This is a genomic window from Parabacteroides sp. CT06, from assembly GCF_002257605.1.
Lineage (GTDB): Bacteria > Bacteroidota > Bacteroidia > Bacteroidales > Tannerellaceae > Parabacteroides > Parabacteroides distasonis.
Genome location: NZ_CP022754.1, coordinates 3,181,882 through 3,206,883, shown reverse-complemented (window position 1 = coordinate 3,206,883; position 25,002 = coordinate 3,181,882). Strand labels below are relative to the sequence as shown.

15 protein-coding genes are annotated in these 25,002 nt (G+C 51.7%); all 15 read right to left on the bottom strand.

The window, feature by feature from the left end; genetic code table 11:
* Positions 1-43: 43 nt before the first annotated feature.
* The 15 genes from CI960_RS13890 to CI960_RS13820 all read right to left on the bottom strand — a co-directional run bounded on the left by CI960_RS13890 (position 44) and on the right by CI960_RS13820 (position 24,996).
* Positions 44-634 (bottom strand): hypothetical protein, encoded by a 591-nt coding sequence (locus tag CI960_RS13890; protein ID WP_011203032.1) that lies wholly within the window; start codon positions 632-634, stop codon positions 44-46.
* Complete coding sequence (locus tag CI960_RS13885) at positions 631-5,019, bottom strand: DUF6531 domain-containing protein (RefSeq protein ID WP_094582396.1); 4,389 nt, start codon at positions 5,017-5,019, stop codon at positions 631-633. The genes CI960_RS13890 and CI960_RS13885 overlap by 4 nt, the downstream gene beginning before the upstream one ends.
* 13 nt (positions 5,020-5,032) lie before the next feature.
* Complete coding sequence (locus CI960_RS13880; protein ID WP_011203030.1) at positions 5,033-5,926, bottom strand: immunity 22 family protein; 894 nt, start codon at positions 5,924-5,926, stop codon at positions 5,033-5,035.
* A 5-nt stretch (positions 5,927-5,931) separates the two neighbouring features.
* Positions 5,932-10,377 (bottom strand): DUF6531 domain-containing protein, encoded by a 4,446-nt coding sequence (locus CI960_RS13875; RefSeq protein ID WP_011203029.1) that lies wholly within the window; start codon positions 10,375-10,377, stop codon positions 5,932-5,934.
* 3 nt (positions 10,378-10,380) lie between these two features.
* Entirely contained in the window at positions 10,381-11,055 is a 675-nt protein-coding gene (locus tag CI960_RS13870; protein WP_011203028.1) for a hypothetical protein, read from the bottom strand.
* A gap of 1 nt (position 11,056) precedes the next feature.
* The gene (locus tag CI960_RS13865) at positions 11,057-15,511 is read right to left on the bottom strand and encodes a DUF6531 domain-containing protein (protein ID WP_094582394.1); all 4,455 of its coding nucleotides are present in this window, start codon (positions 15,509-15,511) and stop codon (positions 11,057-11,059) included.
* An 18-nt stretch (positions 15,512-15,529) separates the two neighbouring features.
* The gene (locus CI960_RS13860; RefSeq protein ID WP_028728591.1) at positions 15,530-15,817 is read right to left on the bottom strand and encodes an immunity 17 family protein; all 288 of its coding nucleotides are present in this window, start codon (positions 15,815-15,817) and stop codon (positions 15,530-15,532) included.
* Positions 15,783-17,159: a hypothetical protein gene (locus CI960_RS13855; protein WP_005777300.1), complete on the bottom strand. Its 1,377-nt coding sequence runs from the start codon at positions 17,157-17,159 to the stop codon at positions 15,783-15,785. The genes CI960_RS13860 and CI960_RS13855 overlap by 35 nt, the downstream gene beginning before the upstream one ends.
* Before the next feature lie 6 nt (positions 17,160-17,165).
* Entirely contained in the window at positions 17,166-18,929 is a 1,764-nt protein-coding gene (locus tag CI960_RS13850; protein ID WP_005777303.1) for a type VI secretion system Vgr family protein, read from the bottom strand.
* A 110-nt stretch (positions 18,930-19,039) separates the two neighbouring features.
* On the bottom strand, positions 19,040-19,435 hold the full coding sequence (gene tssD, locus CI960_RS13845) for a type VI secretion system tube protein TssD (RefSeq protein WP_004310139.1): 396 nt from the start codon (positions 19,433-19,435) through the stop codon (positions 19,040-19,042).
* A 514-nt stretch (positions 19,436-19,949) separates the two neighbouring features.
* Complete coding sequence (locus CI960_RS13840) at positions 19,950-20,753, bottom strand: DUF5457 domain-containing protein (RefSeq protein WP_004310140.1); 804 nt, start codon at positions 20,751-20,753, stop codon at positions 19,950-19,952.
* A 5-nt stretch (positions 20,754-20,758) separates the two neighbouring features.
* Positions 20,759-23,107 carry a type VI secretion system protein TssR domain-containing protein gene (gene tssR / locus CI960_RS13835; protein WP_011203025.1) on the bottom strand — a complete coding sequence of 783 codons (2,349 nt, stop codon included), beginning with the start codon at positions 23,105-23,107 and terminating at the stop codon, positions 20,759-20,761.
* Positions 23,104-24,045, bottom strand: a complete 942-nt coding sequence (locus CI960_RS13830) for a PKD domain-containing protein (protein ID WP_004310142.1) — start codon at positions 24,043-24,045, stop codon at positions 23,104-23,106. Before CI960_RS13830 ends, tssR begins: the two co-directional genes overlap by 4 nt.
* A gap of 10 nt (positions 24,046-24,055) precedes the next feature.
* Complete coding sequence (gene tssO, locus CI960_RS13825) at positions 24,056-24,502, bottom strand: type VI secretion system TssO (protein ID WP_004310143.1); 447 nt, start codon at positions 24,500-24,502, stop codon at positions 24,056-24,058.
* Positions 24,499-24,996, bottom strand: a complete 498-nt coding sequence (locus CI960_RS13820) for a hypothetical protein (protein WP_005777317.1) — start codon at positions 24,994-24,996, stop codon at positions 24,499-24,501. Before CI960_RS13820 ends, tssO begins: the two co-directional genes overlap by 4 nt.
* Positions 24,997-25,002 lie beyond the last annotated feature (6 nt).

Genomic DNA, 25,002 nt, shown 5'->3' with positions numbered 1-25,002 from the left:
GATCTCTTGACTATTATTGGTATGTTATTGTTAAATAAATTAATTAAATCGTTTTTAGTTTTTCAAATAAAATAAAATGATGAGATTCGGGAAGGGATAATAAATACTCTTTTAATATGTCGTTGACTATTGAATAGCATCTCCCATACGGACTCCAGTTCTTTAAAAAGAAGCCATCTATTTCTTGGGGAATTAGAGAGCTATTTAATACTAAATCCTTATATATAGGATAGTTATCATTTTTTGAACAATCCCAATTAATACAATCAATAATATTATTAAAAATCAACGCTTTATATTTAACCGTGAAGTCCCCAATTATATCTACATCATACACTTCTCCCCCGTTAATATTAATATTAGGGAAGGAATTGTATATATCTTCCCTAATCATACATATCTCATTAATTCTTGCATAAGGAGGAAAATACGTATTTACAAAATCTGTTTCAGAATTAGACAAAATACCTTTGCCTTTGATTAATGCTTTTATAAATATATGGTTATTTACATTGTCAACAATGTCGTTTAAAGAAGAAGTACCGTTAGAATCTAATAGTATATCCTCAGAAAAAGTTACAAATTTTTTCCATAATTTGTTAGACGAATTTGTGTATAGAAAATAATAATTCATATTCGTTTCTTTTTAGTTATAGTATCATTCATTTTAGTACCTGGAGTTACACATTCAATTTTCATTTTTGCTAATTCTTCTCTAAAACCTTCTTCACCACCAATTTCTCCTGCCTGTTTTAATCTATCATATATCTCGCTGTGAAATCCTTCTTCACTATGTGGTCCTTTGTGTCCTGGCACATATACTTTATTAAGTGGATCATTTAAAACATCTTTTCGTTCATTGCCATTTTTAAATTTACCTAAACCATATTTACGGAATAATTCTCTAAATTTATCAGACCACTCTTCATTTTTATTAGTGCATATATGATGAACGTGCAATCCAAACACATCAATCCAAGTATTCGGATCATCTACATATCCATATAATGTTGGATTTCCCCCTGCGAGCCCGATAGAATCTAGCGATATGTATGCACCTGTCTTAGGGTCGTAGTAGCGGAAGCGATTATAGGCCAGCCCGGTCTCAGGGTCGTAGTACTGCCCCTGGAACAGGAACGGTATCATACCCCTGTTGCCTGTTTCCTCAATGACGTTGCCGTCCATGTCGAGCACGCGGCTCCACACCTCGTTGCCGTCGGAGTCGTATGCCTCCGTCGGGGTTCCCAGCTGGTCTGTCAGTATCGAGTATGCCTTGCCGCCCCTTATCATCGCCGACGGCACGAACGAGTCCTCGTCGAAGAGCCACACGGTCATGTCACGGCGTTCCGGAGCCGTGTTCCACCTGTCCTCCATGACGGAGTACTCCCTGCGCTCCTTCCACTGGTGCAGCGGCACGTTGCCGTTCCACACCCACCGCGTCACCGTCGTGCCGAAGCTCTTGGAGAGCCTGCGCCCGAGCGCGTCGTATGTGAACTCCACCTCCCTCTTGTCGGGCCGTATCACCTTTGCCAGAGAGCCGTCGGCGTTCCACCGGTATCTCCAGCGGTCCTTCTTGCCGTCAAGCCACCTTCCCGTGCCGAGGTAGCGTTCCGTCAGGTTGCCGTCAGCATCGTACTCGCAGTGCCATTCGCCGTCCTGCTCCAGCCGCCCGCCACCGAGGTAGCGGCGCAGCCTCATGTCCGGGTCGGGATACAGGTTTCCCGTCTGGTCGCTCTTCCTCCACTGCTCCCTGCCGTCGGGATATTCCGCCCTTTCGAGCTGCCCCGTCGGGGTATAGGAGTAGCGGGTCTCGCCACGCCTGCTGTCCTCCACGGACAACAGCCTGTCGGCGACGCCCCAGCGGTAGCGGCGCATATGCCGTGTGCGCGAGTCCTTGCGTGTGCGGGCATCCACCAGACGGCCTATGTCGTCATAGGCGAACGAGCGGACGACGCCTCCCGGAAGGATGCGTTCCACCTCGAAGCCCAGCGTGTCGTGGCGGTGTGCCGATTCCCACGAGCCTGTACCGTCGGCGTCGCTGCCGCCGGTGGCCGTGAAGCCCTCAAGCTCCCCGTAGCCGTTACGGGTGTAGCGCAGCGAGGCTCCCGCCGTGCTGTCGAGCGTGAGTATCCTGCCGGTATGGTCGTAGGTGCGGAGTATGGTGTTGCCGTCGGCCGTTTCCCGTGTCGGAAGTCCCAGGGAGTTGTATGCGAACTCCACCGTGCTTTCCCCCCTCGATGCCTGCACCAGCCTGCCGGACAGTCCGTAGGTGTAGGTCTGGTCGGGGTCGCCGGCCGTGGGGTATGAGACGCGCGTCACGCGCGAGCAGGCGTCATAGCCGTATTCCCTTTCCGTTCCCGACGGCAGCGTCTCCCTGACGACGCGTCCGCCCCTGTCACGCAGGTAACGACGGACGGCCCCGTCGAAGCCTTTCTCGGCGGTGACGTTTCCCACAGCGTCGAGGGTGAACTCGTAGCTCTGGAGCCTCTCGTTTGTCACACGGCGCAGGCGTTCCTCCCGGTCATAGCGGAAGTTCACCACGCCCCGGTGGTCGCGGCGCCTTGTCAGCTTCCACATGCCGGAGTAGCCGTACTCCACGTGCTGGACGTTGTCACGGTATTCGGTGAGGTTGTCTATCCCGTCGTAGGACAGGCGTATGTCGTTGCCGTCGAAGTCGAGCACGCGCACCACGCGGCCCACAGGGTCGTATTCCCTTTTCTGCACCGCACCCTTGGGGTTGGTGACGCTCACGCACCTGCCCAGCAGGTCGTAGCCGTACAGCGAGGTGTTCCCCCGGCTGTCGGAGGCTTCCGTGAGGTTATGGAAACGGTCATAGGCGAGCCTCGTCACCACGCCGTAGGGGTCTTTCACCGATGCCACCGCACCGTTGCGGTAGGTCATCCTCGTGACGGCACCTTCGGGGTTGGTGCGGCTCACCAGATTGCCGGAGCGGTCATAGCCGAACTCCCACGTGCCGCCGTCCGGCGTGATAACGGATACGGGACGGTTGCGCAGGTTCCCCTTGGCAGGATACACGGCGGACACGCTGCCGCCGCACGGGTCGGAGCTGTCGGTGCAGTTCCCCCAGCGGTCATATTTGTACAGGGTACTGTTACCGAGCGGGTCCGTCTGTGCGAGTAGCCGGCGACTGTCGTCGTAACGCCACAGGTGTTCCCCGCCGTTGGCATCGACCTTCTTCCACACAAGGCCGCCGCGGTGGTGGTACACCGTCAGCTCCCCGTGGCTGTCGAGCACCTCGGTCACTCCCTCCCGGAACGTGAGCCTGTGGTCGTATATGCCGCCGTCGCCCCACGTGTGCACGCAGCGCGAACCCACGCCCGTACCGTCGTACTCGAAGTACCACGCAAGGCCGTTGCGCCATGTCTCCTTCACGATGAGCCTTCCGGCATATTCGTATGTCATCACGTCGCCCGCCGCGTTGCGCTGGAGGGTCATGTTGCCGTCGGCGTCGTACTCGTAGGAGGCGAGGGTAATTTCTTTCTCCGGATCTTCCGGATGCGGGCCGCATATTTCAAGGATGCGTCCGCTTCTCGTGTCGTGCTCCACCCTCAGGCGGCGGCCCGCGCTGTCGGTGATGGAGCGCAGCAGGCCCTCTTTCGTGTAGTCGAAGCGGACGCCCAGGCCGTTGCAGTCGGTCACGCTCTCAAGCAGGCGCACGGAATCGTACTCCTTGCGCGTGAAGCGGTAGTAGAGGTCCTCGGCCATGTCCCACACGCAGTAGACGCCGTCCTGTTCCAGACGGGCCTCCTTGCGCTCGGAGAGGATGAACGAGGGTTCCTCCGATGTAGGCAGGGGGAAGGCCACCGGGATGCCGTCACTCATGCGGAGCGTCAGCGTGCCCTCTTCCGTGTCCGCGACGACGCCCATGTCGTAGGCGTGGTGCCACCCGTTGCCCAGAGGACCCCGGTAGTCGCTGCGGCTGTACCACGTGCGCTCCCATGACAGGGGCACCGGGCCGTCGAGCCAGAAGTCCTCCTCGTCGGTGAAGAACGTGCCGCTGGCCACGTCCACCGGGTGGCCCGTGACCGTACAGATGGCCTTGTGGAGCATGTTCTTCAGGGATTTGCTCTTTATATTGTCGTTGACCTTGCTGTGCAGCCTGTCCGCCAGCTTCCTGGTCTTTTTCTTGTAGAAACGCCCGAACGCCCCCGTGCACTTGCGGGCGAGTGCCGCCATGGGGTTGAGGGGGACGGGAACCGGGCTGGTGAGTATCTGTCTGGCGGGAGGTATCGGGTTGATGACACCCGTGGGCAGGAACATGCCCGGAACCTTGTGCACGCTCGGTATGCCCACGTCGTTGCAGTCAAGGTGCAGGTGCGCGCCGCCGCCCGAGAAGGGCATCCCGTCGGCAAGTACCGTCAGGCTGCCCATGAAGGCGTGGCCGTTGTTCTTGGGTATCGCCGCTGAAGGGGCCGCCCAGCCTGCGCCCATGGGGATGTGCGGGATGCTCCGCGTGGGTGTGGATGCGACCGCGCGCGGGATGAAGCCGCCTATCTTGACGGTGGCGCCCAGCATCCCGACGGCCATCGTCAGCACGGTGTGGCCCACCTCGGCGAGCTTCGCGCTGTCGGCGTCGCCCGTCTGTTCCGCTGTCGGTGGCGGGGGGATGAACGAAGAGACCGCCGCCGCGATGAAGTCCTGCGGACGGAGGAGGACCCCGACATAAGGGTGAGGCATGGGCACGACGGGGGACGGGGGTATCGTCACGAGGTGGATGTCCACGCCGATGACCGGGTCGAGCTGCTTGGAGATAGGCAGGCAGGCCATGCCCTTCATGCCCATGGCACCCAGTACGGGGAGCATGGCGGCCTCACTCAGGCCGTCGGCAAGGCCGCCGATGGCGGCTGCCGCCTTGACGCCCGTGTCGAGGGCATTGACGGACGGTGACACACCGGCCTCGGAGTTCGCCTTGACGCCTTCCGAGATACCCTTGACCTGCGCACCTACGCCGGTCTTTAGGTTTGCACTTACGCTGTCGAAATAGCCTGTGTCCGCCATAATAGATTTACCCCTATTCCGCTATATATGTTTCTAAATAATTGATTCCATTGTAGCTTCTTAATTCATCTACATATTTTTTAGGAGTTTCATAGGAATCGTAATTTTTCTTTTTGATAAAAATTCTTTGATTCTTTTTTTTGTCTTTGAATCCATTTGGAATATAACAAAATATACAATTCGCGGGCTTTATATTATATTCTTTAATATCAACTTCTATTGACCAGTCAGGGATAAGTTTATTATCTATCATTTCTCTTACCATCTTAAATGGATCTTCCAGATAATCTATAATTGTTACTTTTAGAAATTCAGGATAGTAATACTTAATATCAATATCTTTGCAAAATTGGCATCGGTGTTCAGGATTTGGGCGTTTCTTAGCTTGACAAGAATTATAGGCTTCCAACTCTTTCATATATATATCTTGATTGAAATATTCCATAAATTCTTCACGGCTCTTTTCAGTCCTGCCTATCCATATCATGTATTCAAGACCGGCTAATGAACCTGCGACACCTTCAATATTTTGTTCAAACTTATAAGAGCCAAGATAATTCATGGATACAGCTTTTTTCGCTTTTTGGGGAGAAATGCCACAAGAACAATTATAACATATTACAGCATTACACTGTGATATTCCAGCTTTTTCAATGGCTTCATGTATTTTAGAAGTTTCAGCAGGTATTAAATTTAATAATTCATTCATTCCATTGGAAGCATATTTCATAATGAGGAAATCCTCGTCATAATTCATTACTCCTAATTCCTTACAGAATTGACAGCAAAGTTCTTTGTTGTCTTCGTCATATTTTTTCCACCACTTATAGAATGCTGATTGATCCATATATTTTTCGAAATCAGCTTCCGAATTAAATTGACCAACCCAAATCATTATTTTATTCATAAAACTTATTTTTTATTAGAATATCCTACTACATGCTTATTGTGCAGTCTTTCAATCTCACTTTGAGCTTGCTGTTTTGATTTTGCATTAGTTATTGCATTAGCAAGTTTTTGATGAAAAATAGAACTGGCAGAAGAACGATGGTGAAGTCCCTTATTTCTACCAATTTTAATCTGCATATTTTTTGTTGGAATAACCATCTTCTTAAGTTCTGATGCTGTAAACCCAAGATCTTTTAACTTTGGCGCAAGATGAACAGGAAACATCTCGTGCATTCCACCACTACCTCTCAAGTGAGTTTTTACTGCATCAATATTAGCTTCTATATCTGTTACTGTAGCTTTATCCCACCAATCATTAAATGCTTTATTACCACGTCCCCATGGAGCAAGCCCCAATATATCAATCCATGTATTAGTATCATCCACATATCCATAAATAGTAGGATTACTACCATTAAGTCCAATCGGATCTTGCGAGACATACATTCCCATCTTCGGTGAGTAATACCTGAACCTGTTGTACGCCAGCCCTGTCTCCCGGTCATAATACTGTCCCTGGAACAGGAACGGTACCATTCCCTTGTTGCCGGTCTCCCCGATGACGTTCCCGTCCATGTCGAGCACCCGGCTCCACACCTCGTTGCCCTCGGCATCGTATGCCTCCGTCGGCGTTCCGAGCTGGTCTGTCAGTATCGAGTAGGACCTGCCTTCCTTTATCATTGCCACCGGCACGAAGGACTCCTCGTCGAAGAGCCATACCGTCATGTCGCGGCGTTCCGTGTCCGTATTCCACCTGTCCTCCACGACGGAGTATTCCCTGCGCTGCTTCCACTGGTGCAGCGGCACGTTGCCGTTCCACACCCACCGCGTCACAGTCGTGCCGAAACTCTTGGAGAGCCTGCGCCCGAGCGCGTCGTATGTGAACTCCACCTCCCTCTTGTCGGGCCGCACCACCTTTGCCAGAGAGCCGTCGGCGTTCCACCGGTATCTCCAGCGGTCCTTCTTGCCGTCAAGCCACCTTCCCGTGCCGAGGTAGCGTTCCGTCAGGTTCCCGTCCGCGTCGTACTCGCAGTGCCATTCGCCGTCCTGCTCCAGCCGTCCGCCACCAAGGTAACGGCGCAACTTCATGTCCGGGTCGGGATACAGGTTTCCCGTCTGGTCGCTCTTCCTCCACCGCTCCCTGCCGTCGGGGTATTCCGCCCTTTCGAGCTGCCCCGTCGGGGTATAGGAGTAGCGGGTCTCGCCACGCCTGCTGTCCTCCACGGACAACAGCCTGTCGGCGACGCCCCAGCGGTAGCGGCGCATATGCCGTGTGCGCGAGTCCTTGCGTGTGCGGGCATCCACCAGACGGCCTATGTCATCATAGGCGAACGAGCGGACAATGCCTCCCGGAAGGATGCGTTCCACCTCGAAGCCCAACGTGTCGTGGCGGTGTGCCGATTCCCACGAACCCGCGCCGTCGGCGTCGCTGCCACCGGTGGCAGTGAACCCCTCAAGCTCCCCGTAGCCGTTGCGGGTGTAGCGCAGCGAGGCCCCCGCCGTGCTGTCGAGCGTGAGTATCCTGCCGGTATGGTCGTAGGTGCGGAGTATGGTGTTGCCGTCGGCCGTTTCCCGTGTCGGAAGTCCCAGAGAGTTGTACGCGAACTCCACCGTGCTTTCCCCCCTCGATGCCTGCACCAGCCTGCCGGACAGCCCGTAGGCGTAGGTCTGGTCGGGGTCGCCGGCCGTGGGGTATGAGACGCACGTCACGCGCGAGCAGGCGTCATAGCCGTATTCCCTTTCCGTTCCCGACGGCAGCGTCTCCCTGACGACGCGTCCGCCCCTGTCACGCAGGTAATGACGGACGGCCCCGTCGAAGCCTTTCTCGGCGGTGACGTTTCCCACAGCGTCGAGGGCGAACTCGTAGCTCTGGAGCTTCTCGTTTATCACACGGCGCAGGCGTTCCTCCCGGTCATAGCGGAAGTTCACCACGCCCCGGTGGTCGCGGCGCCTTGTCAGCTTCCACATGCCGGAGTAGCCGTACTCCACGTGCTGGACGTTGTCACGGTATTCGGTGAGGTTGTCTATCCCGTCGTAGGACAGGCGTATGTCGTTGCCGTCGAAGTCGAGCACGCGCACCACGCGGCCCACAGGGTCGTATTCCCTTTTCTGCACCGCACCCTTGGGGTTGGTGACGCTCACGCACCTGCCCAGCAGGTCGTAGCCGTACAGCGAGGTGTTCCCCCGGCTGTCAGAGGCTTCCGTGAGGTTATGGAAACGGTCATAGGCGAGCCTCGTTGCCACGCCGTAGGGGTCTTTCACCGATGCCACCGCACCGTTGCGGTAGGTCATCCTCGTGACGGCACCTTCGGGGTTGGTGCGGCTCACCAGATTGCCCGAGCGGTCATAGCCGAACTCCCACGTGCCGCCGTCCGGCGTGGTAACGGATACGGGACGGTTGCGCAGGTTCCCCTTGCCGGGGTACACGGCGGACACGCTGCCGCCGCACGGGTCGGAGCTGTCGGTGCAGTTCCCCCAGCGGTCATATTTGTACAGGGTACTGTTACCGAGCGGGTCCGTCTGTGCGAGTAGCCGGCGACTGTCGTCGTAACGCCACAGGTGTTCCCCGCCGTTGGCATCGACCTTCTTCCACACAAGGCCGCCGCGGTGGTGGTACACCGTCAGCTCCCCGTGGCTGTCGAGCACCTCGGTCACTCCCTCCCGGAACGTGAGCCTGTGGTCGTATATGCCGCCGTCGCCCCACGTGTGCACGCAGCGCGAACCCACGCCCGTACCGTCGTACTCGAAGTACCACGCAAGGCCGTTGCGCCATGTCTCCTTCACGATGAGCCTTCCGGCATATTCGTATGTCATCACGTCGCCCGCCGCGTTGCGCTGGAGGGTCATGTTGCCGTCGGCGTCGTACTCGTAGGAGGCGAGGGTAATTTCTTTCTCCGGATCTTCCGGATGCGGGCCGCATATTTCAAGGATGCGTCCGCTTCTCGTGTCGTGCTCCACCCTCAGGCGGCGGCCCGCGCTGTCGGTGATGGAGCGCAGCAGGCCCTCTTTCGTGTAGTCGAAGCGGACGCCCAGGCCGTTGCAGTCGGTCACGCTCTCAAGCAGGCGCACGGAATCGTACTCCTTGCGCGTGAAGCGGTAGTAGAGGTCCTCGGCCATGTCCCACACGCAGTAGCCGCCGTCCTGTTCCAGACGGGCCTCCTTGCGTTCGGAGAGGATGAACGAGGGTTCCTCCGCTGTAGGCAGTGGGAAGGCCACCGGGATGCCGTCACTCATGCGGAGCGTCAGCGTGCCCTCTTCCGTGTCCGCGACGACGCCCATGTCGTAGGCGTGGTGCCACCCGTTGCCCAGAGGACCCCGGTAGTCGCTGCGGCTGTACCACGTGCGCTCCCATGACAGGGGCACCGGGCCGTCGAGCCAGAAGTCCTCCTCGTCGGTGAAGAACGTGCCGCTGGCCACGTCCACCGGGTGGCCCGTGACCGTACAGATGGCCTTGTGGAGCATGTTCTTCAGGGATTTGCTCTTTATATTGTCGTTGACCTTGCTGTGCAGCCTGTCCGCCAGCTTCCTGGTCTTTTTCTTGTAGAAACGCCCGAACGCCCCCGTGCACTTGCGGGCGAGTGCCGCCATGGGGTTGAGGGGGACGGGAACCGGGCTGGTGAGTATCTGTCTGGCGGGAGGTATCGGGTTGATGACACCCGTGGGCAGGAACATGCCCGGAACCTTGTGCACGCTCGGTATGCCCACGTCGTTGCAGTCAAGGTGCAGGTGCGCGCCGCCGCCCGAGAAGGGCATCCCGTCGGCAAGTACCGTCAGGCTGCCCATGAAGGCGTGGCCGTTGTTCTTGGGTATCGCCGCTGAAGGGGCCGCCCAGCCTGCGCCCATGGGGATGTGCGGGATGCTCCGCGTGGGTGTGGATGCGACCGCGCGCGGGATGAAGCCGCCTATCTTGACGGTGGCGCCCAGCATCCCGACGGCCATCGTCAGCACGGTGTGGCCCACCTCGGCGAGCTTCGCGCTGTCGGCGTCGCCCGTCTGTTCCGCTGTCGGTGGCGGGGGGATGAACGAAGAGACCGCCGCCGCGATGAAGTCCTGCGGACGGAGGAGGACCCCGACATAAGGGTGAGGCATGGGCACGACGGGGGACGGGGGTATCGTCACGAGGTGGATGTCCACGCCGATGACCGGGTCGAGCTGCTTGGAGATAGGCAGGCAGGCCATGCCCTTCATGCCCATGGCACCCAGTACGGGGAGCATCGCGGCTTCGCTCAGACCGTCGGCAAGGCCGCCGATGGCGGCTGCCGCCTTGACGCCCGTGTCGAGGGCATTGACGGACGGTGACACACCGGCATCGGAGTTCGCCTTGACGCCTTCCGAGATACCCTTGACCTGCGCACCTACGCCGGTCTTTAGGTTTGCACTTACGCTGTCGAAATAGCCTGTGTCCGCCATATATTAGCAGTCTATATTTGTACCAAAATACCTATTTAATTTTTCTATAATCTCATTTATCTTATTGGATGTAGAGTCATACATCTTTTTTTCTCGTGCAAGCTTTACTAAATAAGGTATATCACTATAATTATGATTCAAAATACATTGAATTAAAATACAAGTTAAAGGATATCCATAATTATATGGATATTCTAATATGTCATTAGTTAATGCTGGAGTAACATTTATAAAGTTATATATATACGGAATGAATATATCATTGACATTTTGAGTTAATTCAATACATTTGTTCACAATGTCATCATTTTCATAAAAACTTATAGTTCCATTGTTATAGAATTTTAAAGGTGAAAAATAAAGTGAGGTAAAGCCAAAATAACACTGTGGTAATTTTGCCATTGGAGGAAAGGACAACTTTAATTTTTCTATTATTTTTGTTAGTTCTGTTGTTCCAGACATTTCCAGACCAAAACGGCAAGACAAAAATATCCCAAATAAAGAATTATAATCAGCATATTTTGAAGACACAAAAGTATATCCGATATATCCTACCTCAGAATTACTATCTAAGAATACAATAGATTCTCTTTTGTACTTTGAAATAATATTCCCAAAAGCAAAATTAACACTCTGCTTTTTTAGCTCTGCTTTTACTATTTTTTTTACTTCATTCATACTAATTATATATTAAAACATGGAATACAGCTGTATCAGAGGTTCCTCTACCACCTAATACTTTTCCTAACTCACTTCCTGTATCAATAGTATATGTGCCACTTGTGCCTTGTGAGACCTTAATAGTTCCTCCACCAAGATGTGTAGTAGTATTTGATTGTGAAGACATTGAATAGACTCCCGATTTTTTTTGATTTTTAGTAAGTCTGCCTTTCTTATGCTTAACCTCAAATATATGTGTTTTGCCATGGCCATCTTTAGCTATAATATCGGCTCTAATTCTGCTACCATTCACTTTCATTGTAATTTCTTCACCGATAATATCAAATCCATTACGCCTCAAGTCATCTTTTGCTTTATTAATGCCTTGCTGCTGACTATAACTTTGTTTCGAAAGTCCCAGAATATCAATCCACACATTTGTGTCATCAACATATCCATACAGATTCAGTATTCCACCATCAAGTCCAATCGGATCTTGTGAGACATACATACCCATCTTCGGTGAATAATACCTGAACCTGTTGTACGCCAGCCCTGTCTCCCGGTCATAGTACTGTCCCTGGAACAGGAATGGTACCATCCCCTTGTTGCCCGTCTCTTCGATGACGTTCCCGTCCATGTCGAGCACCCGGCTCCACACCTCGTTGCCCTCGGCATCGTATGCCTCCGTTGGTGTTCCGAGCTGGTCTGTCAGTATCGAGTAGGACCTGCCTTCCTTTATCATTGCCACCGGCACGAAGGACTCCTCGTCGAAGAGCCATACCGTCATGTCGCGGCGTTCCGTGTCCGTGTTCCACCTGTCCTCCATGACGGAGTATTCCCTGCGCTGCTTCCACTGGTGCAGCGGCACGTTGCCGTTCCACACCCACCGCGTCACCGTCGTGCCGAAGCTCTTGGAGAGCCTGCGCCCGAGCGCGTCGTATGTGAACTCCACCTCCCTCTTGTCGGGCCGCACCACCTTTGCCAGAGAGCCGTCGGCGTTCCACCGGTATCTCCAGCGGTCCTTCTTGCCGTCAAGCCACCTTCCCGTGCCGAGGTAGCGTTCCGTCAGGTTGCCGTCCGCGTCGTACTCGCAGTGCCATTCGCCGTCCTGCTCCAGCCGTCCGCCACCGAGGTAGCGGCGCAACTTCATGTCCGGGTCGGGATACAGGTTTCCCGTCTGGTCGCTCTTCCTCCACCGCTCCCTGCCGTCGGGATATTCCGCCCTTTCGAGCTGCCCCGTCGGGGTGTAGGAGTAGCGTGTCTCGCCACGCCTGCTGTCCTCCACGGACAACAGCCTGTCGGCGACGCCCCAGCGGTAGCGGCGCATGTGCCGTGTGCGCGAGTCCTTGCGTGTGCGGGCATCCACCAGACGGCCTATGTCATCATAGGCGAACGAGCGGACAATGCCTCCCGGAAGGATGCGCTCCACCTCGAAGCCCAGCGTATCGTGGCGGTGTGCCGATTCCCACGAGCCCGCGCCGTCGGCGTCGCTGCCGCCGGTGGCAGTGAACCCCTCAAGCTCCCCGTAGCCGTTGCGGGTGTAGCGCAGCGAGGCCCCCGCCGTGCTGTCGAGCGTGAGTATCCTGCCGGTATGGTCGTAGGTGCGGAGTATGGTGTTACCGTCGGCCGTTTCCCGTGTCGGAAGCCCCAGGGAATTGTATGCGAACTCCACCGTGCTTTCCCCCCTCGATGCCTGCACCAGCCTGCCGGACAGCCCGTAGGCGTAGGTCTGGTCGGGGTCGCCGGCCGTGGGGTATGAAACGCGCGTCACGCGCGAGCAGGCGTCATAGCCGTATTCCCTTTCCGTTCCCGAAGGCAGCGTCTCCCTGACGACGCGTCCGCCCCTGTCACGCAGGTAATGACGGACGGCCCCGTCGAAGCCTTTCTCGGCGGTGACGTTGCCCACAGCGTCGAGGGTGAACTCGTAGCTCTGGAGCCTCTCGTTTGTCACACGGCGCAGGCGTTCCTCCCGGTCATAGCGGAAGTTCACCACGCCCCGGTGGTCGCGGCGCCTTGTCAGCTTCCACATGCCGGAGTAGCCGTACTCCACGTGCTGGACGTTGTCACGGTATTCGGTGAGGTTGTCTATCCCGTCGTAGGACAGGCGTATGTCGTTGCCGTCGAAGTCGAGCACGCGCACCACGCGGCCCACGGGGTCGTATTCCCTTTTCTGCACCGCACCCTTGGGGTTGGTGACGCTCACGCACCTGCCCAGCAGGTCGTAGCCGTACAGCGAGGTGTTCCCCCGGCTGTCGGAGGCTTCCGTGAGGTTATGGAAACGGTCATAGGCGAGCCTCGTTGCCACGCCGTAGGGGTCTTTCACCGATGCCACCGCACCGTTGCGGTAGGTCATCCTCGTGACGGCACCTTCGGGGTTGGTGCGGCTCACCAGATTGCCGGAGCGGTCATAGCCGAACTCCCACGTGCCGCCGTCCGGCGTGGTAACGGATACGGGACGGTTGCGCAGGTTCCCCTTGGCGGGGTACACGGCGGACACGCTGCCGCCGCACGGGTCGGAGCTGTCGGTGCAGTTCCCCCAGCGGTCATATCTGTACAGGGTGCTGTTACCGAGCGGGTCTGTCTGTGCGAGGAGCCGGCGGCTGTCGTCGTAACGCCACAGGTGTTCCCCTCCGTTGGCATCGACCTTCTTCCACACAAGGCCGCCGCGGTGGTGGTACACCGTCAGCTCCCCGTGGCTGTCGAGCACCTCGGTCACTCCCTCCCGGAACGTGAGCCTGTGGTCGTATATGCCGCCGTCGCCCCACGTGTGCACGCAGCGCGAACCCACGCCCGTACCGTCGTACTCGAAGTACCACGCAAGGCCGTTGCGCCATGTCTCCTTCACGATGAGCCTTCCGGCATACTCGTATGTCATCACGTCGCCCGCCGCGTTGCGCTGGAGGGTCATGTTGCCGTCGGCGTCGTACTCGTAGGAGGCGAGGGTAATCTCTTTCTCCGGATCTTCCGGATGCGGGCCGCATATCTCAAGGATGCGTCCGCTTCTCGTGTCGTGCTCCACCCTCAGGCGGCGGCCCGCACTGTCGGTGATGGAGCGCAGCAGGCCCTCTTTCGTGTAGTCGAAGCGGATGCCCAGGCCGTTGCAGTCGGTCACGCTCTCAAGCAGGCGCACGGAATCGTACTCCTTGCGCGTGAAGCGGTAGTAGAGGTCCTCGGCCATGTCCCACACGCAGTAGCCGCCGTCCTGTTCCAGACGGGCTTCCTTGCGCTCGGAGAGGATGAACGAGGGTTCCTCCGATGTAGGCAGGGGGAAGGCCACTGGGATGCCGTCACTCATGCGGAGCGTCAGCGTGCCCTCTTCCGTGTCCGCGACGACGCCCATGTCGTAGGCGTGGTGCCACCCGTTGCCCAGAGGCCCCCGGTAGTCGCTGCGGCTGTACCACGTGCGCTCCCATGACAGGGGCACCGGGCCGTCGAGCCAGAAGTCCTCCTCGTCGGTGAAGAACGTGCCGCTGGCCACGTCCACCGGGTGCCCCGTGACCGTACAGATGGCCTTGTGGAGCATGTTCTTCAGGGATTCGCTCTTTATCGTCCTGTTGACCTTGCTGTGCAGCCTGTCCGCCAGCTTCCTGGTCTTTTTCTTGTAGAAACGCCCGAACGCCCCCGTGCATTTGCGGGCGAGTGCCGCCATGGGGTTGAGGGGGACGGGAACCGGGCTGGTGAGTATCTGCCTGGCGGGAGGTATCGGGTTGATGACACCCGTGGGCAGGAACATGCCCGGAACCTTGTGCACGCTCGGTATGCCCACGTCGTTGCAGTCAAGGTGCAGGTGCGCGCCGCCGCCCGAGAAGGGCATCCCGTCGGCAAGTACCGTCAGGCTGCCCATGAAGGCGTGGCCGTTGTTCTTGGGTATCGCCGCTGAAGGGGCCGCCCAGCCTGCGCCCATGGGGATGTGCGGGATGCTCCGCGTAGGTGTGGATGCGACCGCGCGGGGGATGAAGCCGCCTATCTTGACGGTGGCGCCCAGCATCCCGACGGCCATCGTCAGCACGGTGTGGCCCACCTCGGCGAGCTTCGCGCTGTCGGCGTCGCCCGTCTGTTCCGCTGTCGGTGGCGGGGGGATGAACGAGGAGACCGCCGCCGCGATGAAGTCCTGCGGACGGAGGAGGACCCCGACATAAGGGTGAGGCATGGGCACGACGGGGGACGGGGGTATCGTCACGAGGTGGATGTCCACGCCGATGACCGGGTCGAGCTGCTTGGAGATAGGCAGGCAGGCCATGCCCTTCATGCCCATGGCACCCAGTACGGGGAGCATCGCGGCTTCGCTCAGACCGTCGGCAAGGCCGCCGATGGCGGCTGCCGCCTTGACACCCGTGTCGAGGGCATTGACGGACGGTGACACCCCGGCATCGGAGTTCGCCTTGACGCCTTCCGAGATGCCCTTGACCTGCGCACCTACGCCGGTCTTTAGGTTTGCGCTTACGCTGTCGAAATAGCCTGTGTCCGCCATAACTGTCAGTTTTTATCGTTATTTAACTCGAAAATACAAATAGGCAGATGCAACAATGGCAATCACAATAATTACACCGAGCCAAAATCGGAATCCGGTTGGACCCAATAAGTCAAGAAAGAAATTTCCTCCCCAACTTCCGGGTCTGGCGTATGTCCATTTCCAGTCGAATATCAGTCCGACAAGCCAAACCAATAGCAGAAAGATTACTACTAAGTACCCCACTTTAGGGTTCGCATAGGCATATTCGGTTGCATTAGTGAACAGCCTTTCAAGATTTCGCAATATGTTGGTCAGCCATTCCATTGTATTTTCCTAAATTTCTTTTATACTCATACAAATAATTCTCCCAGTTATCTCCTAACACTTTGGTCAGAACTTCATTTATTTCATCGTCACTGACCAGCTTGGAGCGTGCCGAACTGTTTAACAGGCTTAATAACAGGAGAGGATAAGAGGAGTTCTTTATCAGGTCTATGGAAAGTTTGTCGGAAAGTCTGAAACCTTCCACATAACATTCCGCAGCTAACGATTTCTCATAATTATTTTCCCGGCACCAACCACACAGCCTCAATGCTTCACTTTGCATTAGGTAATCGTTGCATCTGGAGTATGCTTCAGCACCGCGATAGTACGTCTCTGCCGCTTCTTTCCAAAGCGACTCTCGTACATAGATGGAGGCTTTCCCCAATAAGGTGTTTCCGAGCAATCGGCAAGCTAAAGAGGGATCTAATTTTTCTTCCCCGATTTCAGCGGCTTCTACGGCTTTGTCGGCAAAGTACATGGCCGTCTTGTAGTCCTTACGGGAAATCTGGTCTGTATATAGAATTGTATATACGGTTACAAATTGACTGATCCAGTTAATGTCTTTCTTCACATTTTCGAGAGCGATATCGAGGCATTTCTTCGCAAATTCCTCTGTTTGCGCTGCATTCCCTTTTTTCACACTGTTCATCAGTTTGATTAATGCCAGCCTGAAATTCGAGGCTGCCGGGTCGCTCTTATCTTCATTCGCCGCTTGTTCCGCGAGTTGCTCCATTGCACCGTCTAAATCTATTGGTGGATAAATAGACACCGCGTCATTGGAGTGTTTGGCCATTAGTTTGCCAAACTGTTCATAGTCTTTTATGTCGGATATCCCCCATACCATTTGCTTGTGGAATGGCAGAGCAAGAGCTTTTTCAAACCATTCACGACATCCGTCATAGTCGTATGTGTTCTTTAGGTTAAAGACAAAACTGCATTTCATATCAGTCCCTTTTACAAGGGATTCTGTCAGCTTGTTGAAGTTGGCAACTGCGACGGAGGCATCGTTTTCCGCTTCTTCCGACTTATAATCAGCTATCCAATCAACACGTTCAAAGACAATATCTTCGGGTTTCTTTGAGTTATTCCAGTATTCTACTTGTTGTGCAATATACCCTACAACATCTTTTGAGAATTCGGTTCTGGAACTGAACGGAAGTTCTATGAGGAACACCATATCTTCCTCTTCGCTATCAAGGGCAAGCATATAGTCATAGAAAGCATCAAGCATACTTTCGTCTCCCGGATTGATGACGATACGGATCAACTTGACCGGTTTCCTGACTGCATCTTCCCATTGGTAGAGCATCTTGTCTGCTATTTGTTGTATGGCGTTGCTCATATGCTGTTAATTCAATTTGACAATAGTTCCGGCTACGGCTGTGGTTCCGGAAGAATCTATCGTAGCCTTTGTTGTACCGCTGACCGTGGCACTGCTGCTGCCGGTTGCTGTAAAATCAGTACTGGAGATATTATAATTGCTGCTTGCTGTACAATCAATATTTTCTGCTGATTGCGCAATATTGGCACCCGCGGACTCTGTTATGTCCTTTTCCGCATTAGATGATATATTGCCTTCGCTATCAATCATTATTTTGTTTTCTCCAACACACAAGGTGATGCTTTTAGAGGCAGATATTGTGATATTTCCTTCTCCGTCTGCCGTATAGCTGTTGCCTTCCTTGTCTTTCATCATAACGCTTCCTTTTTCATCATCAAGCGTTATGGTACAACCGCTGCGGGTAGTCAGGCTTTTTGTTTTGTTTGAACTGCCGCCACCGGTGCCTGACTTTCCATGGAATAAGCTGCCAAGTACAAACGGACGGTTCGGGTCATCATATCTGAATGCCACCATGACTTGGTCTCCCTTTTCGGGTATGAATACAAATCCTCTGTTTGTGGCCACTTTGTCGCTTGTACCTGCGTCAGGAGTGAGTACCCGTATCCACGAGGTTTGCATCGGACCGGTCTGCCAGTTCATCTTGACTTGGACGCGGCCTAACTTTTTCGGGTCCTCGTTGCTGACAACCACGGCCTGCTGTGTATGAGCGACAGGCAGAGGTACATCCGGGCATGGAAGGGTGGGAATAGAGGACGGAAGTGCGGTGAAATAGTTCTGGTAACTGTCACCCATACCGGCTACGTGGGTTATTTCCGTAATGATATAGGTGCCGATGCTATTTTTTACGTGGATACCTATTCCTGTATGGATAGCGGTATGAACATCTATGATACTGCCCACCGTAAGGATGCGGCAATCGCTTTCCCCGGTGATGAAACTGGATGCGGCGCTGTCGCTTTGCTGCCTGCGTTGGAAATAGGCGTCAAGTTCACCCTTATTGGTTATGCGCGGTTCCGCCCGTTGGACAGCGGGAGCGGTAAACAAAGCCAATGACGAGTCAAAGGCCGCTTGTCCTAATGTGTTTTGTCCGGCTGCGGTATCGGGGGATTGGCCATTATAGGTCTGGTCGTTCACCGAATGGTAAGAACTTCCCTTTATTGGTCGGGCAAGTGCCTGCGAGCAGACATCGAGCACGGATAGTTCCTCGCCGTATGTCAGCTTGGTCGTCGAGCCGGCCTGTGGCTTCCCGAATACAAGGTTCTGTCCGTCGTAGTAGAGCCATTCCTGATATTGGCGGGCAAGCCGTTGTATGAATCTGAAGTTGGTTTCCTCGTACTGGCATTCGTATTCCAGCTTCGATTTCGTTTCCGGATTGACAAGAGCTTGCACTCCTGCCTTGTCTGTAAGTTCCTTAACGATGTCAGACAAGGATTTGTTGCACCATGAGGCACAAGTGTGGTCTGACTCCAGTAGGAATGTTGACGAATATCCCGTCACTTTTATATTTCCGTGTGTTCCACCGGAACGATGAAGTCCCACCATGGTGGCCACGCCGACAAAAATAGTGCCGCCGAAGTCCATGATTACTTTTTTCCCAACCCAGTCTTTTGACGCCTCCGGGATTTCCACACCATAGGCTTCTATGGCTTGGATATCCAGCGTTATCTCAAAGTAGTGATGCTCATTGATGCTCTGTTTGAGCATCAACTGCACAAACGACGGCATGGGTATGCCGGCTATTTCCAATGTGACTTTTTTTTGTTCCAGCATGGCGGCATTATATTTGACGGTTTATATCCAAATTGCCAAAGCCGCCCGGCGGAAGTCCGTCGGACGGCCTGACAAATGTTTTGATTTAGGATTTACCTATGTACGCCGATTTATTTCTTCGGCCAACGGTTGTCAAGAGCTGCGCTGCCGACGATGATTTCTTCAGCGGAGAACGTAATGGTGATTGTCATAGGCACATCGTTGTTCGCGTCCAGAGTTTCCGAGTAGTGAACGATGTATGCGTTCTTGAACTGAATCTCCTTCATCTTGGCATCTTCCTCCGTTTTTTTGTAGATAATCTTTCCTTCTACAGGTTTGAAAGGACTGTTCAACATCGCTTCGATGACAGAAGTGTCTTCTGTTGATTCGATGGTTGCTTTTACTCTACCACCCAATACGCTTGAAGAGGGCATACCTTTAGGGTCTGTGTTACGACTAAACTCATAGTTTGAATAAAGGACGTCAAATTCCTTGTTGTTAAGTTCCAATGATGCTCTAAATGCCATAATACTTGGATTTAATGGGTTAAACTTAATTATTTTACTTCGGTTTCTCCGTCCTTGCGCCCTAACCGGTATAGATGCAAAAAAGAGAAAACCTCAAAAACGATTTTTTGAAATTTCCTCTCAGCCTCCGGATGACTCAGTTTTATTGTGGGAAAAAGAGAAGAAAATAAAACATCATCTTTGATGTGAGCAAATATAAGTGCTTATATTCATTTTTCCAAATTTTTTAGCGCGTTTTTTTTGCTGTTATTTTCATTTTAACACGTTTTAAACTAATGTTCGTGTATAAAGCCACTGTCCTATATGATTAGAAACACGCCCCGTTGATGATGTGTCGCTATTAAATTGATTCCCGGTATTGTACAATAACACTTGTAGAAGAAGTTTCATCAGGAATGGACGAAACCGTCGGAAAGAAAACTGCTGCCGGAATGCAGAAAAACGGTATCCACCGCATGAAAGTGGCAGATACCGTTAGCAGATTGACTATGCAGTCTGAATGTTTGCGTATGTCCTAATTCTTACGCCCGTATCGGCAGATGAGCAATGAACTTAATACCAGAAGTGCAAGAGCAATCATCCATGTGTAGATCTTCCGTTCCTTTTCCAAATGTTCGATGTCCGCCGCTTGTTGTTTGGAGCAAGTTGTCAGTATATTAATCTGGGATTGTTGTGCCTTGCAGATATCCATAAGTTCAGAATTAATTCGTTGCTGTGTCTCCAGCGAAGTTTGGATGTTCTTGAAGTTGCGGTTGGTCGTATATGCGTCACGGATATATCCGGGCGTGCTTACCTGTAACGAGGGAACCTGTATGCTATCCGGAAGGTATGTCAGTTCTGCATTATTGCGCCGTTCCGTTGCGAAGCTGTTGAACAGGAGTATGCCAACAAGTGTGCCGCTGATCAGAAAGGCTATTAATGCTATGATGGCAAACATTGTGTTTGATGATTTCGCGACAGGTTGTTGGTACTCTCGTTCAAGCCATGGATGATGGTTCATCGTGTGAGGCGGAATGGATGTTCCATACTCTACAGTCCGGACTTCGGCATTTTCTTCGGTCTCTTTTTTCTCAAGAGCCTTACGTCTTGATATATCCATAAATTCGCGCTTGGCAATCTGGTATTTATCCGCTTGATAAATTACAAGGTCGTTTTTTACCAGCCAGTCAAGAACGTCCTTGACACTCCGTTCTGATACCTTGAGGTTGCTGATGCTCCAAAATATTTCTGCACAAGATACCCATATTGGCTTCTGGAGGCACTTCTGATATAGGATTTCAAGAATCTCTGCCTGTAGTTGTTCTCTTGTTGGTTCCATTTTATTTACAGTATTAATTGTTTCGGAATAAAATAATATTTCTTGCCGGCGATGAATACAGGTCTGAAGAGGTTGCGTTGATACATGTCTTCCAGTCTCTTCATCTTTGAAATCAGGGTTGTATAGCCACTATTAAAGTCCGTCAGCTCAACCTTTCTTTTCTTTAGTTTCTTCACCTTTGTTGAATTTAAAAGGCTGTCATTGGCCATGACTCCCGTCTTACAATAGAAGATTTGAGCCAAATATGGATTTCTGGGCAATACTTTTCGATAGAAACTTCTGTTTATGCTTTTCTTTTGCCGGTTAAATTGCTTGCGAAGCACTCTTAGCTCCTTTTTCCCTATGTTATCTGAGAACTCCGGGAGCAGTCTCCTGTAGCTTTGCAGCAGTTCCATCACTTCCTTGTCATCGAGTAGATATCCATATTCGTACCCGTCCATTATACTGTCCGCTACGGAGGCCTTTATATAGTAGGTGTCATTCACGCTGTTTCTATCTATATCGTCAAGGCTCATACTGTCAGGATTTTCCGTATGATGGAATATATGCGTCAGTTCGGATGTGGGACGGCTTCTTAGGACACCTATATTTCGCTCATAATCTTTAAGTGAGTGCAACAGTAGGCTGTCCGTCTCGAAAGATTGCCATAATACGGAATCCAAAGCTGTTTCCAAAGCGTTGCTTTCCAGCCTGTTTCTACCTTTAGGGAATAAGATTCCTCCTACCGTAAGGCTGTTGTATGGAGCATCATACAGGTATAAGTTGGCATCCGTAGCTTCTATGTTCTTGAACAGCTCCGTCTTTACCAGTCTGCTGTCTGCGATATAATTGGATATATGGTCTATGTATTTCGTAGAATGGCTGTCCAGAATGGATTTGGCCTGCAATAGGAAGTCCTGATAAGAAGTGCCTGATGCTCTGTCTATCTGGGCAAACAGAAGCCTTGCCGGTTGGGTTGCCAGCCACGAGAGTTGTTGCTCGTGCAAGGATAAAGTTTGTTTTGACCCTAAAATGACAAATACATTGTTGCTGAAACGGCTTTCGTCATCATAACGGGAGATTTGTTTGATAGCCCCGCCAAAACCGTAAAACGATGATTGTTCCTCTTGCTCGTTTTTCCGTTTGGAAGAAATGGATTGTTTGATATAGTCGAGCCAGGCTGAAAAGTCCTTGGTTGGGGCCAAATGTCTGTTTTCTCCGTTGGAGGATATGCAGGTTGCCGAGAAAGTGTAGTCATACCCGGGCTTCATTTTCAGCTTTAGGTTCTGTAGCACATTGATATATGGGGATAGATAAGGCAGGTCGGCATCATTGAACAGTAGATGTATGTTCACGTTTTTGTTTTCCGCTTCCATCTTTCGGACATCGGAAACCATGATGTCTCCGCCTTTGATATTGATAATCTTATTCCAGTTCTTGTCCCAGACGGACAAAGGATAGTTCAGCCGGATATTCCCATTCGTCATAGGCCCTGCCGGGTTTCCATCCAGGTTGAACAACATCGTACCCTGAATATTCGCATTATGTAATGCCAACGTATCGGGATACATTAGGTTGACAGCACACAACAAAGAATCACGGTATCGTGAATAATCAATATGATACACCTCATTTTGGCCGACTTCTGCAAGAAGGTCAGCGGGAACCCACCCTAAAAAGCGTTTGGTACTGTCTGATAATGCGGGAACATTGGAAATCAATGCGGATTTGCCGCTCTTGTCCAACTTGTATAGGTAAACAACCTCTCCGCTGACAACTACCGCATCCGTTGTTGTTTTCAAAAACGGCTCTCCGTATATTTTCAGGGTATCTCCATTGAAGAATTGATGGATATCGAACAGCTTGTTAATGCTGTTTATGCCTATACGGTACCTTATCGGCTGGTTGTTGCGGGGATTGATGCGGGCATGGTCGTACATCAGTACATTTTCCGATGGTATCCATCCGGCATAATTGACTTTACGGGGTTCCTTAAAGTGTCTCTTGCTGTTATACAGGAAACCTATTATCGACTTGGGCTTGCCTGTAATGTCTGGGTCAGCCTGAACGAGCTTGTAGGTTCCGTTCTTTTCACCTACTATGTAATAGGGTGTGCCAATTCCATGTGAAGACCGCTTACGCTGGAAATACGGGTCTTCATAACTTTGATTTCCGGTCCTGTCCGAATAGACAATTCTGTTTGTCTTGCTTTTCTTTGTTTTGACAGGAGCTTCTGTTGATTCCGGATAATTGAATATATCCTTATCCATTATTTGTATTCTGTCGCGGATGGACACTTGGGCAGATACGTTGCACGCAAGAGTAATCATCACGGCCACAGAAAACAGATTTCGTATGAGATTCAGTTGTTTCATTTTTCAATATAACTTTGTGTCACATGGATGGACTTGACGCAATTCAAATCGTCAATTTTAACATCATCAATACTCACACGCTTTTTCCTGTTGCTTTCAAGAAAATGCAGTCCTTGGCAATAGCCGTTGAAGTCATTGTATTTTTCATCATTGATGACGACCACTACCTGGTCTGCATCAATGCAAAAATATTTGTTACGGATATAATTCGTATGTTCGTAATAGACCGACTTTTGTGAGACTTTGGCGTCAGCTATGGCTTGCAGGTGTTTTTTTATATCATTCTGTACCAGTACCAACGAATCCACCGTGACCAGTTCCTCTGCTTTTTCAAAGCGTGGGAGAATGGTTATACGGTGCTTCACCGGATATTTCGTCGTATTGGTTTGTAATGAGATGGTGTATTCTCCCGGAATATCATACGAATACACGACTTGCTGCTCGTATGCGTCCACAGTACCGCTTTCTCCAAATTCCCATAGCCATGTGTCCATACCATAGCCTTCTGCCGAAAAGACCAGCTCTTCACCTTGATAACCCTCTGACACTCCATTTATACGGGGTATGGAATCAATGGCCTCATGCTCCAGCCCTGAGATAACTTTGATATACTTGTTTACGGAGTGTTTTCCGTCTATTTTCAAAGTAATAAGATATTTGCCGGCCTTACGGTAAGTGTATGACACATCCGTATTTCTCATCAGTGTATCACCGTTTCCCATTTCCCAAATGAGCCGCTTGCCTTTAATCGCTGCCGTATCGTTGACTAATAGCTCCAACCGCTCATTGACCTCATAATGAAAATTATCATTGGTGTCATACACATAAAAGTCAATATTGGCAAGGTGCGACTTCGAAGGCAGGAACAAAAACAAAAGGATACCTGCCATGGCAACCAGTCCCAATATGATGATTGTTATAGTTTTCTTATTATCCATCGCGAATGTTTTATAAATTGGCTTTACATTCTTCCAAATCCCGTTCAATCAGTGCATTGTTATGTACCAGACTGTTCAATTCCTCTTTTATGTCGAATTGGCATTTAAGCATTCTGGAGGACAACACGCCGAAAAGGAATTTCGTATTCATATTGTTTTCCTTGTATATATGCTGCAATTGGTAAATCCCATCCTTCACCTCGTCCATCTTTTGTACCTGATGAATGTTGAAGTCCAGAGAGTCAATCTCATTCCAGATGTTCTGCGCCTGCTGCATATGTGTATGCTGGATTTCAAAAATGCGTTCGGAATGGTTGATTTCGTTTATCAACTCCGAACTGTCCTCTGTCGGTACGTTGAGTATATACCGGCAAAGTATGATATAAATTGCGGCTACTGAGAAAATCAGCAGCAGGAGGAAACGGATGTTTCCCCATAGCATTTCGTCTTTTGTCATGGCTTCGTCAGTTTATTCTTGGTTAATTCCTGATATTTGATTCTACACTTTTCAAGTTGCTCCATGTTGCTTTCACGCTTTTTGCTTTCGCGGTCAAGGTCATCCATTGATGATTGGATGACACGGATCTGTTCAAGCATAGCTTTATACACTTCGTACTTGCTTTTATCGGCCTGCATCGCAATGTCATTTTCCATTAATAACCGTTTTTTGGTTATCAATTTTTGCATGTGCTTGTGTTCACTCGAATTTCGCCGCTTGGTCTTCAGATTGTTCAAGTCCCGGAACAATTCTTCTATCTGGAAGTTAAGTTCTGCCTGTTTCTTGAACACATTGTCATATTCGGCCTTCTTGCTTTCAAGAAGGGATATTCCCTTTTGTGCAGTCACAATCGTTACGATACCTCCGGTTGTGGTAACAATCAGTGCGATAGCGAATACCAAAGTAAATCGGAGTTTCGCTTTCAAACGAGCTATTTTGTTTTCTGCTTCCATACTTGC

Excerpts from the sequence above, each read along its gene's own strand:
- CI960_RS13840 (WP_004310140.1), bottom strand. The coding sequence starts at position 20,753 with ATGGAACCAACAAGAGAACAACTACAGGCAGAGATTCTTGAAATCCTA.
- CI960_RS13855 (WP_005777300.1), bottom strand. The coding sequence starts at position 17,159 with ATGAGCAACGCCATACAACAAATAGCAGACAAGATGCTCTACCAATGG.
- CI960_RS13870 (WP_011203028.1), bottom strand. The coding sequence starts at position 11,055 with ATGAATGAAGTAAAAAAAATAGTAAAAGCAGAGCTAAAAAAGCAGAGT.
- CI960_RS13880 (WP_011203030.1), bottom strand. The coding sequence starts at position 5,926 with ATGAATAAAATAATGATTTGGGTTGGTCAATTTAATTCGGAAGCTGAT.
- tssD (WP_004310139.1), bottom strand. The coding sequence starts at position 19,435 with ATGGCATTTAGAGCATCATTGGAACTTAACAACAAGGAATTTGACGTC.
- CI960_RS13865 (WP_094582394.1), bottom strand. The coding sequence starts at position 15,511 with ATGGCGGACACAGGCTATTTCGACAGCGTAAGCGCAAACCTAAAGACC.
- CI960_RS13830 (WP_004310142.1), bottom strand. The coding sequence starts at position 24,045 with ATGGATAATAAGAAAACTATAACAATCATCATATTGGGACTGGTTGCC.
- CI960_RS13885 (WP_094582396.1), bottom strand. The coding sequence starts at position 5,019 with ATGGCGGACACAGGCTATTTCGACAGCGTAAGTGCAAACCTAAAGACC.
- tssR (WP_011203025.1), bottom strand. The coding sequence starts at position 23,107 with ATGAAACAACTGAATCTCATACGAAATCTGTTTTCTGTGGCCGTGATG.
- CI960_RS13850 (WP_005777303.1), bottom strand. The coding sequence starts at position 18,929 with ATGCTGGAACAAAAAAAAGTCACATTGGAAATAGCCGGCATACCCATG.
- CI960_RS13860 (WP_028728591.1), bottom strand. The coding sequence starts at position 15,817 with ATGGAATGGCTGACCAACATATTGCGAAATCTTGAAAGGCTGTTCACT.
- CI960_RS13820 (WP_005777317.1), bottom strand. The coding sequence starts at position 24,996 with ATGGAAGCAGAAAACAAAATAGCTCGTTTGAAAGCGAAACTCCGATTT.
- tssO (WP_004310143.1), bottom strand. The coding sequence starts at position 24,502 with ATGACAAAAGACGAAATGCTATGGGGAAACATCCGTTTCCTCCTGCTG.
- CI960_RS13875 (WP_011203029.1), bottom strand. The coding sequence starts at position 10,377 with ATGGCGGACACAGGCTATTTCGACAGCGTAAGTGCAAACCTAAAGACC.
- CI960_RS13890 (WP_011203032.1), bottom strand. The coding sequence starts at position 634 with ATGAATTATTATTTTCTATACACAAATTCGTCTAACAAATTATGGAAA.